At 70.8% G+C, this 12,068-nt stretch carries 9 protein-coding genes; 2 read left to right on the plus strand and 7 right to left on the minus strand.

Annotated elements, in window-relative coordinates; all coding sequences use genetic code 11:
* Nucleotides 1-99: 99 nt before the first annotated feature.
* From aceE to AB0I51_RS45495, 6 genes are all read right to left on the minus strand, one after another.
* A complete protein-coding gene (gene aceE / locus AB0I51_RS45470) occupies nt 100-2,802 on the minus strand; it encodes a pyruvate dehydrogenase (acetyl-transferring), homodimeric type (protein ID WP_362984917.1) in 2,703 nt (900 codons plus the stop codon).
* Nucleotides 2,803-3,075: 273 nt separating this feature from the next.
* Nucleotides 3,076-3,699 (minus strand): GntR family transcriptional regulator, encoded by a 624-nt coding sequence (locus AB0I51_RS45475; protein ID WP_362984919.1) that lies wholly within the window; start codon nt 3,697-3,699, stop codon nt 3,076-3,078.
* Between the two features lie 96 nt (nt 3,700-3,795).
* On the minus strand, nt 3,796-4,149 hold the full coding sequence (locus AB0I51_RS45480) for a hypothetical protein (RefSeq protein WP_362984921.1): 354 nt from the start codon (nt 4,147-4,149) through the stop codon (nt 3,796-3,798).
* Nucleotides 4,150-4,266: 117 nt separating this feature from the next.
* The gene (gene sucB, locus AB0I51_RS45485; protein WP_362984922.1) at nt 4,267-6,081 is read right to left on the minus strand and encodes a 2-oxoglutarate dehydrogenase, E2 component, dihydrolipoamide succinyltransferase; all 1,815 of its coding nucleotides are present in this window, start codon (nt 6,079-6,081) and stop codon (nt 4,267-4,269) included.
* A 57-nt stretch (nt 6,082-6,138) separates the two neighbouring features.
* Nucleotides 6,139-7,527 carry a dihydrolipoyl dehydrogenase gene (gene lpdA / locus AB0I51_RS45490; RefSeq protein ID WP_362984924.1) on the minus strand — a complete coding sequence of 463 codons (1,389 nt, stop codon included), beginning with the start codon at nt 7,525-7,527 and terminating at the stop codon, nt 6,139-6,141.
* Between the two features lie 288 nt (nt 7,528-7,815).
* Nucleotides 7,816-9,333 (minus strand): leucyl aminopeptidase, encoded by a 1,518-nt coding sequence (locus AB0I51_RS45495; protein ID WP_362984926.1) that lies wholly within the window; start codon nt 9,331-9,333, stop codon nt 7,816-7,818.
* Nucleotides 9,334-9,581: 248 nt separating this feature from the next.
* On the opposite strand from AB0I51_RS45495, the gene AB0I51_RS45500 reads away from it, so the two are divergent.
* Complete coding sequence (locus AB0I51_RS45500; protein ID WP_362984928.1) at nt 9,582-10,364, plus strand: endo alpha-1,4 polygalactosaminidase; 783 nt, start codon at nt 9,582-9,584, stop codon at nt 10,362-10,364.
* A gap of 85 nt (nt 10,365-10,449) precedes the next feature.
* On the opposite strand, the gene AB0I51_RS45505 is transcribed toward AB0I51_RS45500, so the two are convergent.
* On the minus strand, nt 10,450-11,235 hold the full coding sequence (locus tag AB0I51_RS45505) for an adenosylcobinamide-GDP ribazoletransferase (protein WP_362984930.1): 786 nt from the start codon (nt 11,233-11,235) through the stop codon (nt 10,450-10,452).
* Nucleotides 11,236-11,295: 60 nt separating this feature from the next.
* On the opposite strand from AB0I51_RS45505, the gene AB0I51_RS45510 reads away from it, so the two are divergent.
* Nucleotides 11,296-12,063, plus strand: coding sequence for a hypothetical protein (locus tag AB0I51_RS45510; protein WP_362984932.1), 768 nt, complete (start codon nt 11,296-11,298; stop codon nt 12,061-12,063).
* The last annotated feature ends 5 nt before the right edge of the window (nt 12,064-12,068 follow it).

Raw genomic sequence — 12,068 nt, forward strand, 5'->3', positions numbered from 1 at the left:
GGCTGCCGCCCCCAGACCCCCGCTACGGCCTGAACGGCCTCGTCCTCAAACGCCGGACGGGCTGGAAATCCAGCCCGTCCGGCGTTTGAGGAGGGGTTCCTACAGCGCGTAGCGCTCCCGCGCCTCCTTCACCGCCGTCGCCTTCACCTCGCCGCGCCGCGCCAGCTGGGCCAGCGCCGCCACGACGATCGACTCCGCGTCGACGCCGAAGTAACGGCGGGCCGCGTCACGGGTGTCGGAGAGGCCGAAGCCGTCCGCGCCCAGCGACGAGTAGTCCTGCTCGACCCACTGCGCGATCTGGTCGGGAACCTGGCGCATGTAGTCGGAGACCGCGAGCACCGGACCCTCGGCGCCGTGCAGCGCCTGCCGCACGTACGGCACCCGCTCCTCGCCCCGCAGCAGCGCCGCGTCCGCCTCCAGCGCGTCGCGCCGCAGCTCGGTCCAGGACGTCGCCGACCACACGTCGGCCGCCACACCCCAGTCCTCGGCGAGCATCTGCTGCGCCTTCAGCGCCCAGTGGATCGCCGTACCGGAACCGAGGAGCTGGATGCGCGCCGCGTTGGCCGCCGGCGAAAGTCCCGCCGATTCCGCCGTGTTGAAGCGGTACAGGCCCTTGACGATGCCCTCGTCGATACCGAGTCCGGCCGGCTTGGCGGGCTGCGGGATCGGCTCGTTGTAGACGGTGAGGTAGTAGAAGACGTTCGGGTCCTCGCCGGGGGCGGCCTCGCCGTACATCCGGCGGATGCCGTCGCGCACGATCGCCGCGACCTCGTAGGCGAACGCCGGGTCGTACGACAGCGCCGCCGGGTTCGTCGCCGCGATCACCGGCGAGTGACCGTCCGCGTGCTGGAGGCCTTCGCCCGTCAGCGTCGTACGGCCCGCCGTCGCACCGACCAGGAAGCCGCGGCCGAGCTGGTCGCCGAGCTGCCACATCTGGTCGGCCGTGCGCTGCCAGCCGAACATCGAGTAGAAGATGTAGAAGGGGATCATCGCCTCGCCGTGCGTCGCGTACGACGTGGACGCGGCGATGAAGTCCGCCATGGAGCCCGCCTCGGTGATCCCCTCGTTGAGGATCTGGCCGTTCTTGGCTTCCTTGTAGTACATGAGCTGGTCGCGGTCGACGGGCTCGTACGTCTGGCCCTTGGGGGAGTAGATCCCGAGGGACGGGAACAGCGACTCCATGCCGAAGGTGCGCGCCTCGTCGGGGACGATCGGCACCCAGCGCCTGCCCGTCTCCTTGTCGCGGACCAGGTCCTTGACGAGACGTACGAACGCCATCGTCGTCGCCACGTTCTGGCTGCCCGAGCCCTTGTCGAAGGACGCGAACGCCTTCTCCGAAGCAGGCGGCAGCGGAGCGATCGCGTGCGTACGGCGAGCCGGGGCCGGACCACCGAGCGCCGCGCGCCGCTCCTGGAGGTAGCGGACCTCGGGGGAGTCGGCGCCGGGGTGGCCGTAGGGCACGACCCCGTCGACGAAGTCGCTGTCCTTGATGGGGAGTTCGAGCAGGTCACGCATCTGCTTGAACTCGTCCGTCGACAGCTTCTTCATCTGGTGGTTGGCGTTCTTCGACGCGAAGCCCTCGCCGAGGGTGTGGCCCTTGACCGTCTGCGCCAGGATGACCGTCGGGCCGCCCTTGTGCTCCACGGCCGCCTTGTACGCCGCGTAGACCTTGCGCGACTCGTGACCACCGCGAGAGAGGTGGAAACATTCCAGGATCTTGTCGTCGCTCAGCAGCTTCGCCAGCTCGACGAGCGCCGGGTCCTTGCCGAAGAAGTCCTCGCGGATGTAGGCCGCGTCGCGGGTCTGGTACGTCTGCACCTGGGCGTCGGGCACCTCGCGCAGCCGTCGCACCAGCGCGCCCGTGGTGTCGAGCTGGAACAGCTCGTCCCAGGCGTTGCCCCACAGCGACTTGACGACGTTCCAGCCGGCGCCCCGGAACTGGGCCTCCAGCTCCTGCACGATCTTGAAGTTCGCGCGGACCGGGCCGTCGAGGCGCTGGAGGTTGCAGTTGATGACGAAGGTCAGGTTGTCCAGACCCTCGCGGCTCGCCAGTGCGAGTGCTGCCGTCGACTCGGGCTCGTCCATCTCGCCGTCACCGAGGAAGGCCCAGACGTGGGACTCGGAGACGTCCTTGATGCCGCGCGCGGTGAGGTAGCGGTTGAAGCGCGCCTGGTAGATCGCGGAGAGCGGGCCGAGGCCCATCGACACCGTCGGGAACTCCCACAGCCAGGGCAGCCGGCGCGGGTGCGGATAAGACGGGAGGCCGTTGCCGCCCGCCTCCTGGCGGAAGTTGTCGAGGTGCTGCTCGGTGAGGCGGCCGTCGAGGAAGGCGCGGGCGTAGATGCCGGGGGAGGCGTGGCCCTGGATGTAGAGCTGGTCGCCCGACCCGTCGGCCTCCTTGCCCTTGAAGAAGTGGTTGAAGCCGGTCTCGTACAGCCAGGCCGCCGAGGCGAAGGTGGCGATGTGGCCGCCGACGCCGTGTTTCGCGCCCCGGGTCACCATCGCCGCCGCGTTCCAGCGGTTCCACGCGGTGATCCGGCGCTCCAGCGCCTCGTCGCCGGGCGCGGCCGGCTCGGCGGCGGTCGGGATGGTGTTGACGTAGTCGGTCTCAAGGAGCTTGGGCAGCGCGATGCCGTTGCCCTCCGCGCGCTCCAGCGTGCGGCGCATCAGATACGCGGCGCGGTGCGGGCCGGCAGCCTTCGCGACGGCGTCCAGGGAGGCCTGCCATTCGGCGGTCTCCTCGGGGTCGCGGTCCGGGAGCTGGTCGAGCTCGCTCGGCTGGATGGCGTAGGGGTCGGTCATAACGCCGCCTTCCTCAGTCGAAGGGGGGTTCCCTCGTCGGCAAGGGGTTTTCGGGGGTGCCCTTGGTCTTTGGCAGGACAGGGCGGCGGGCCCTTGTAGGAGCCCGTCGGTGACTGTAACTCCCTGATCGATGATCGATCAAAGGTTCCCGGGCAAAATATCTTGATTACGAGAAAGTCGGCACGGCGTGCCTTTTGCCGGGGCACCGGGTGCCGCGTTTTCCGCCGTTTTCCGGGGAGTTTCCGCAGGTGAGCATGGCTGCGCTCGGCTGCGTCAAGGCCGCGGGGCGCAGCCGAGAACGTGCGCCTTCACCAGCTCCGCGATCCGCGGATCCCGGCGCCGGAACGCGGCCACCAACTCCTCGTGCTCCTCCGCGTACGACTGCTGCACCGTCCCCAGCCAACGGATCGACAACGCCGTGAACACCTCGATGCCGAGCCCCTCCCAGGTGTGCAGCAGCACCGAGTTGCCGGCCGCCCGCACCAGCTCCCGGTGGAAGCCGACCGTGTGCCGCACCTGGCCCGTCCCGTCCGCCTCGCGGTCCGCCTCGTACAGCGCGGCCACATGCGGTTCGAGCGCCGAGCAGTCCTCGGCCAGCTTCTCGGCCGCCAGCTCCGCCGCGATCGCCTCAAGACCGGCCCGCACGGGGTAACTCTCCTCCAGGTCGGCTGCCGTCAGATTCCGCACCCGTACGCCCTTGTTCGGCGCCGACTCGATCAGCCGCAGCGACTCCAGCTCGCGCAACGCCTCCCGCACCGGTGTCTGGCTGACCTCCAGCTCGGTCGCGATCCGGCGCTCCACGATCCGCTCGCCCGGCTTCCAGCGCCCGCTGACGATCCCCTCCACGATGTGCTCGCGGATCTGTTCGCGCAGCGAGTGGACGACGGGCGCGGTCATGAGAGCTCCTTAAGGGCGTTTGACGTTTAGACAATAAGGCCGCACGCCCGCTCGGGAGGGGCGCACGGGGGCGCTTTCATGCAGGTGAGACGAGACTTACACGCTGGTGGGGCGGGTGGTGCGGTCGGCCCTGGGCTCGTCGGGGGACGCGGTGAGCAGCGGAATCCGGGAGCGCGGGGTCGGGCTGGTGGCTGTGGCGGTATAGCCATGGGGGGGCGACCGGGTCTCGGCCGACGTCCGTCGCGGCGGGCGGCACGTCGTCCGCCGCGCGGCGGACGACGTGGCCGGCGCTGCGGCCCCGGCGGCGCCCGTGTCTTCGTGAGACCGGACGGTGCCCAGGAGGTCGGCCGTGCCGGCAGGGACTTCCACGTCCTCGGTACGGACGAGCGGGAGCACGGCGCCGTCGCCATGCTGCGCGCACAGCCCGGCGGCGACATCGGCGCCCGGCACTCGACGGGATCGTACGCCGGGATGCCGAGCGGCATACGACGTGCCGTACGCCCGGGAAACGCACGGCGCCCCCGCCCGGAAAGCTCCGGAACGGGGGCACCGAACAAACGAGGTGGATTACAGGCCGAGCTCGACCTCGAACTCGCCCGCCTCCAGGATCGCCTTGACGGCCGTCAGGTAACGGGCCGCGTCGGCGCCGTCCACCAGGCGGTGGTCGTAGGAGAGGGTCAGGTACGTCATGTCGCGGACGCCGATGACCGTGCCCTCCTCCGTCTCGATGACGGCCGGGCGCTTGACCGTGGCGCCGATGCCGAGGATCGCGACCTGGTTCGGCGGCACGATGATCGTGTCGAAGAGCGCGCCGCGCGAACCGGTGTTGGAGATGGTGAAGGTCGCGCCGGACAGCTCGTCCGGGGTGATCTTGTTCGCCCGGACCTTGCCCGCGAGCTCGGCGGTGGCCTTGGCGATACCGGCGATGTTCAGGTCGCCCGCGTGCTTGATGACCGGGGTCATCAGGCCCTTCTCGGAGTCCACCGCGATACCGACGCTCTCGGTGTCGAAGTAGGTGATCGTGCCCTCTTCGACGTTGATCCGGGCGTTGATGGCCGGGTGGGCCTTCAGCGCCTGGGCCGCCGCCTTCACGAAGAACGGCATCGGGGAGAGCTTGACGCCCTCACGCGCCGCGAAGGAGTCCTTCGCCTGGCCGCGCAGCCGCATCAGCCGCGTGACGTCGACCTCGACGACCGAGGACAGCTGCGCCTGCTCGTGCAGCGCCTTGACCATGTTGTCGCCGATGACCTTGCGGATGCGGGGCATCTTCACGGTCTGGCCGCGGAGGGGAGAGGCCTCCAGGGTCGGCGTCTTCTTCGCGGCGGCGGCGGCCGGAGCGGCGGCGGCTGCGGGAGCCGGAGCGGCGGCGGCGGCCTTCGCCGCCTCGGCGGCGGCGAGGACGTCCTGCTTGCGGATACGGCCGCCGACGCCGGTGCCCTTGACGGTGGACAGGTCGACGCCGTTCTCGGCGGCGAGCTTGCGCACCAGCGGGGTCACGTAGGCACCGTCGTCCGTGGCCTGCGCGGCGGCGGGAGCCGGAGCGGCCGGGGCCACCGGAGCCGGAGCCGCGACCGGCGCGGGGGCCGGGGCGGCGGGGGCGACCGGAGCGACGGCGACCGGGGCGGGCGCCGGAGCCGGGGCCGGGGGCGCGACCGGCGCGGGAGCCGGGGCAGGGGCCGCGGGGGCGGGCGGAGCCGGAGCGGCAGCCGCAGGAGCGGGTGCGGCGGGGGCCGGGGCGGCCGCCGGAGCGGCACCCGCGGCGCCGACGACGGCGAGCTTGGCGCCGACCTCGGCGGTCTCGTCCTCGCCGACCAGGATCTCCAGCAGCACGCCGGCGACCGGCGAGGGGATCTCGGTGTCGACCTTGTCGGTGGAGACCTCCAGGAGGGGCTCGTCCTCCGCGACCTCCTCGCCGACCTGCTTCAGCCAGCGGGTGACGGTGCCCTCGGTGACCGACTCGCCCAGTGCGGGCAGCACGACGTCGGTACCGGAGGCGCCGGCCGCCGGAGCGGCGGCAGCGGGGGCGGGGGCCTCCGGAGCGGGCGCCGGAGCCGCGGGGGCCTCGGCGACCGGAGCCGGAGCGGCGGGGGCCGGAGCCGCCACGGGCTCGGCGGCCGGGGCCGGGGCAGCGGCGGGGGCGCCGGTGCCGTCGTCGATCACGGCCAGCTCGGCGCCGACCTCGACGGTCTCGTCCTCGGCCACCTTGATGGAGGCCAGGACACCGGCGACGGGCGAGGGGATCTCGGTGTCGACCTTGTCGGTCGACACCTCCAGCAGCGGCTCGTCGGCCTCGACGCGCTCGCCCTCGGCCTTCAGCCAGCGGGTGACAGTGCCCTCGGTGACGCTTTCACCGAGCGCCGGAAGGGTTACGGAAACCGCCATGGTTTCGGTTGCTCCTTACGAATTGCGGAAGTCTGTGTCGTCGTCCGACCGAGGGGGTCAGTCGTGGGAGTGGAGAGGCTTGCCGGCCAGCGCCAGGTGGGCCTCGCCGAGCGCCTCGTTCTGCGTCGGGTGGGCGTGGATGAGCTGCGCGACCTCGGCGGGCAGCGCCTCCCAGTTGTAGATCAGCTGGGCTTCGCCGACCTGCTCGCCCATGCGGTCGCCGACCATGTGGACGCCGACCACGGCACCGTCCTTCACCTGGACGAGCTTGATCTCGCCGGAGGTGTTGAGGATCTTGCTCTTGCCGTTGCCCGCGAGGTTGTACTTCAGAGCGACGACCTTGTCCGCGCCGTAGATCTCCTTGGCCTTGGCCTCGGTGATGCCCACGGAGGCGACCTCGGGGTGGCAGTAGGTCACCCGGGGGACACCGTCGTAGTCGATCGGGACGGCCTTCAGACCGGCCAGCCGCTCCGCCACCAGGATGCCCTCGGCGAAGCCGACGTGCGCGAGCTGGAGGGTCGGGACGAGGTCGCCGACGGCGGAGATGGTCGGGACGTTCGTCCGCATGTACTCGTCGACCAGGACGTAGCCGCGGTCCATCGCGACGCCCTGCTCCTCGTATCCGAGACCGGCGGAGACGGGGCCGCGGCCGACGGCGACGAGCAGCAGCTCGGCCTCGAACTCCTTGCCGTCGGCGAGGGTGACCTTGACGCCGCTCTCGGTGTACTCGGCCTTGGAGAAGAAGGTGCCCAGGTTGAACTTGATGCCGCGCTTGCGGAACGCGCGCTCAAGAAGCTTGGAGGAGTTCTCGTCCTCAAGAGGGGCGAGGTGCTTGAGGCCCTCGACGATCGTCACGTCGGCGCCGAAGGACTTCCACGCGGAGGCGAACTCCACGCCGATGACACCGCCGCCCAGGATGATCGCGGACTGCGGCACGCGGTCCAGGACGAGGGCGTGGTCCGAGGAGATGATCCGGTTGCCGTCGATCTCCAGGCCCGGCAGCGACTTCGGCACGGAGCCGGTCGCCAGCAGGACGTGGCGGCCCTGGATGCGCTGGCCGTTCACATCGACGGAGGTGGGGGAGGAGAGCCTGCCCTCACCCTCGATGTAGTGCACCTTGCGGGACGCGATCAGACCCTGCAGTCCCTTGTACAGGCCGGAGACGACGCCGTCCTTGTACTTGTGGACGGCCGGTACGTCGATGCCCTCGAAGGTGGCCTTGACGCCGAACTGCTCGCTCTCGCGGGCCTGGTCGGCGATCTCGCCCGCGTGGAGCAGAGCCTTGGTGGGGATGCATCCCCGGTGCAGGCAGGTGCCGCCGACCTTGTCCTTCTCGATCAGGGCGACGTCCAGTCCCAGCTGGGCCCCGCGCAGCGCCGCGGCGTAACCGCCACTACCACCGCCGAGGATCACTAGGTCGAAAACGGTGCTGGCGTCGTTCGCCACGTCACGTCCTCCATGCATGTGCGCCGTACGCCGGTCGTCAGTGACCGGGCGGCGGCTGGTGTCCGGCCGCTCTTTCTTTCGGCCCTGTGGTGGGGGCCCTGTCCTGCCGAGCCCATCTTCGCACTTGTCGAGGGCCGACGAGACGCCGGGCCGGGGTGTGAGACACCACACGCTCAGATGTGAGGAGGAGGGATTGGTCCCACTCAGGGGCGCGGGGAACTGCGCGACCGGTCAACGACCGGCCCGCAGTCGCCCACGCACCTGAGGCATCGGGCTACTGGGCGAACCTCAGCCCAGGTCACCCGCAGCAGTCAACTCCGCCAGCCGCACCAACGTACGCACCGCAGACCCGGTTCCACCCTTGGGCGTGTAACCGAACGGCCCGCCCTCGTTGAACGCGGGCCCCGCGATGTCGAGGTGCGCCCAGGTGATCCCCTCACCCACGAACTCGCGCAGGAACAGCCCCGCGACCAGCCCGCCGCCCATCCGCTCACCCATGTTCGCGATGTCGGCGGTGGGGGAGTCCATGCCCTTGCGCAGGTGCTCCGGCAGCGGCATCGGCCAGGACGGCTCACCGACCTCCTCGGCGGCGTCGACGATCGCCGCACGGAAGGCGTCGTCGTTCGCCATGACCCCGAAGGTCCGGCTCCCGAGCGCCAGCACCATCGCCCCGGTCAGCGTCGCCACGTCCACGATCGCGTCCGGCTTCTCCGCCGACGCCGCCCACAGCGCGTCCGCGAGGACGAGCCGGCCCTCGGCGTCCGTGTTGAGGACCTCGACGGTCTTGCCGCTGTACATGCGCAGCACGTCACCGGGACGGGTCGCGGAACCGGACGGCATGTTCTCGGCGAGCGCCAGCCAGCCGGTGACGTTGACCTCAAGTCCCAGGCGAGCGGCGGCGACCACGGCGGCGAAGACCGCAGCCGCACCGCTCATGTCGCACTTCATCGTCTCGTTGTGCCCGGCCGGCTTGAGGGAGATGCCGCCCGAGTCGTAGGTGATGCCCTTGCCGACGAACGCGAGGTGCTTGGTGGCATTGGTGTGCGTGTACGACAGCTTCACCAGCCGCGGACCGGCCGCGGATCCGGCGCCGACGCCGAGGATGCCGCCGTAGCCGCCCTTCTCCAGGGCCTTCTCGTCGAGCACCTCCACCTTGATGCCGTGCTCCTTCGCCGCGGTCTGCGCGACGGCGGCGAAGGCCTCGGGGTCGAGGTCGTTCGGCGGGGTGTTGATGAGGTCGCGAGCGCGGTTCAGCTCCTCGGTGACCGCCAGAGCACGCTCTACGGCCGCCTTGTACTCCTTGTCGCGCGGCTTGCCGCCGAGCAGGGCGACCTCGCCGAGCGGGCCCTTGCCCTTGGCGTCCTTGCCGTTGTCCTTGTACGCGTCGAAGGAGTACGCGCCGAGCAGCGCGCCCTCGGCGATCGCGCCCGCGTCGGCCGCGTCGGCGAGGGGCAGCGCGAAGGCGGCCTTCTTGGCACCGGTCAGGGCGCGGGCGGCGATACCGGCGGCCCGGCGCAGCGCCTCGGCGTCGTACGCGTCGCCGTCCTTGGGCTCGGCACCGAGGCCCACCGCCAGCACGAGCGGCGCCTTGAAGCCGGCCGGGGCGGGCAGCTTCGTGATCTCGCCTTCGGCACCGGAGGCGCCCAGGGTCTCCAGGACGCCGGCCAGCCTGCCGTCGTACGCCTTGTCCACGGCGTCGGCGCCCGGTGCGACGACCGGGCCCTTGCCGCCCTTGCCGACACCGATCACGATCGCGTCGGCCCGCAGGCCGGGCGCCGCGGCGGTGCTGAGAGTGAGAGCAGTCACAGTGGTGAATTCTCGCTTCCGATGTGAAGTTTCTTTTGGTCGAACGGGGTGGGTCGACCGGGCCCGACAACCGACCCTATTTCCGACCTGCGGCGGCGGTGGACACAGGGGGCTGGTGACGGCCCAGAACGGAGCCTACGCGCGTGTGCGCGACGGGGCGTTCGCGCGGGGGCCTCGACGCACCGCGCGGTACCGGACATGGGAGATCATCCTTGAGGTCTTCTGCCCCACACCCTGGAGCCCGTCCCGTGAAACGCCCCACCGCACTGTTCACCCTCCTCCTGCTCCTCGCGGGCTGCACCTCCACCTCCGACGACAAGCCGGAGACGGGGAAACGGTGGCAGCCCCGCCCGGGTGTGGCCTGGCAGTGGCAGCTCAGCGGACGCCTGGACACCTCCGTCGACGTCCCGGTCTACGACATCGACGGCTTCGACCAGTCCAAGGCCACGGTGACCGCGCTGCACGACAAGGGCCGCAAGGTCATCTGCTACATCTCCACCGGCGCCTGGGAGGACTTCCGCCCGGACGCGAGGAAGTTCCCCGAGTCGGTGCTGGGCAAGGGCAACGGCTGGAAGGGCGAACGCTGGCTGGACATCCGCCGCACAACCGTCCTCGAACCCCTGATGGCGACCCGCCTCGACATGTGCCGTGAGAAGGGCTTCGACGCGGTGGAGCCCGACAACATGGACGGCTACCGCAACGACACCGGATTCCCCCTGAAGGCGGCCGACCAACTCCGCTACAACCGCCTCATCGCGAGACTCGCCCACGCCCGGGGAATGGCGGTCGGCCTCAAGAACGACCTCGACCAAATCCCCGCCCTGGTCGGCGACTTCGACTTCGCGGTCAACGAACAGTGCGCCCAGTACGGCGAATGCGACACCCTGAAGCCATTCATCAAGGCGAACAAGGCGGTCTTCCACGTCGAGTACGAACTCCCGACCACCGAATTCTGCGCGAACTCCCGCCGCTTGAAGCTGAGTTCACTGGAGAAGAAGTACGAGTTGGGAGCCTGGCGCAAGGCCTGTTGAGCAACTCCGGTCCTGTCGAACACACCTGAGGGCAGCCCACCCAGGGGCGCGGGGAACTGCGCGCCCAGCCCCCACGCACCCGCACTCACCCACCCAGCGCAAGCACCACAAGCGCGACGGTGCCCGCAGTTTCCGCAAGCCCCCCGAACACGTCCCCCGTGACCCCGCCGAACCGCCGCCGACAGTGCCGCAGAAGAATCTCAGCGACAACCAGCGCCACGACAACGGCAACAACCGCCCGCACCCTGCCCTGCCCCCCGAAAAACGGCCCGAGCGCCGCGGAGATCACCGAGTAGGACAGGGTCACAGCCACCGCACCCCCCACCGGCACAACCCCCGCAACCGCAGCGCCCAGCCCCTCCGGCCGAGCCGCAGGCACCCCCACCCGGGCGGCCCAGGTCAACGCAAGCCGCGCGGCGGCAGCGGACACGATCGCCGCAGCCGCCCCCCGCCCCCACGAGTCGCCGTAGAGCTGCGCCAGCACGGCCACCTGGGCCAGCAGAACGAAGACAAGGCTGAGCACCCCGAACGGTCCGATGTCGGACTGCTTCATGATCCGCAGCGCGTCCTCCGCCGGCTTCCCGCTGCCGAGCCCGTCGGCGGTGTCCGCGAGTCCGTCCAGGTGCAGGCCCCGGGTGAGGACGGCGGGCACGGCGACGGTGCCTACGGCGGCGAGCAGCGGGCCGGCGCCCAGGAACAGGAGCAGCAGCCCCAGCCCGGCCGCGCACCCACCGACGACCATTCCGACGATCGGGGCGGCCATCATTCCGGCGCGTGCGGCCTCCCGGTCCCAGCGGGTGACCCTGACCGGGAGAACCGTCAGGGTGCCGAACGCGAAGCGGAGGCTGTCGAGAGGCGGGGTCCTGGACACCGGCGCAGGTTACCCGGCGGTCCGGACGGCGGTACCGGCAGCCATCGCTAAAGTGCGCATATGGGACATTGGCTGCACCGCAACATCGTCGAGCCGGGCAAGCTGCCCCTGCTCCTCGCGCTGACCGCCTTCGTCCTGACGTTCGTCGTCACCCGTGTCATCACCCGGCTGATCCGCGCGGGCAAGGGGCCCTTCGGCAACATCAAGGCGGGTGACGTGCACATCCACCACGTCGTCCCGGGTGTGGTCCTCTCCGTGCTCGGCGGCTTCGGCGCGGTGGCCAGCACGCGCTACGGCGTCGGGTCCGCCCTGTTCGCGATCGTCTTCGGCATCGGCGCGGGCCTGGTGCTGGACGAGTTCGCGCTGATCCTCTACCTCGACGACGTGTACTGGACCGAGGCGGGCCGCAAGAGCGTCGAGGCGGTGGTGCTCACGGCGGCCCTGGTCGGCTTCGTCCTCGCGGGTTTCTCGCCCTTCGGCGTCAACGACCTCACCGCGGCCGAACTCCACGACCGCGCCGGTGTGATCGTCAGCGTCGGGGTCAACTTCCTCTTCTCCCTCATCGCCCTGAGCAAGGGCAAGGCCCGCACGGCGGTCTTCGGCGTCCTCGTCCCGCTGGTCGCCCTCGTCGGCGCGATCCGGCTGGCCCGCCCGGGTTCCCCCTGGGCCAAGCGCTTCTACCGCAAGCGCCGCCACCGCGCCCGGGCCCGTTCGACCCTCCGCGCCTACCACCACGACCGCCGCTGGGCGGGCCCGCGCCGCGCCTTCCAGGACTGGATCGGCGGGAAGCCGGACCCGGAGCCGGTGCGGATCCCCGGCCGGCAGTGACGGTC

Source organism: Streptomyces sp. NPDC050549 (assembly GCF_040655035.1).
In the GTDB taxonomy this organism is placed as follows: Bacteria; Actinomycetota; Actinomycetes; order Streptomycetales; family Streptomycetaceae; genus Streptomyces.

Bases quoted from the DNA above. Each gene is read 5' to 3' on its own strand.
- aceE (WP_362984917.1), bottom strand. From the start codon at position 2,802: ATGACCGACCCCTACGCCATCCAGCCGAGCGAGCTCGACCAGCTCCCG.
- AB0I51_RS45475 (WP_362984919.1), bottom strand. From the start codon at position 3,699: ATGACCGCGCCCGTCGTCCACTCGCTGCGCGAACAGATCCGCGAGCAC.
- sucB (WP_362984922.1), bottom strand. From the start codon at position 6,081: ATGGCGGTTTCCGTAACCCTTCCGGCGCTCGGTGAAAGCGTCACCGAG.
- AB0I51_RS45510 (WP_362984932.1), top strand. From the start codon at position 11,296: ATGGGACATTGGCTGCACCGCAACATCGTCGAGCCGGGCAAGCTGCCC.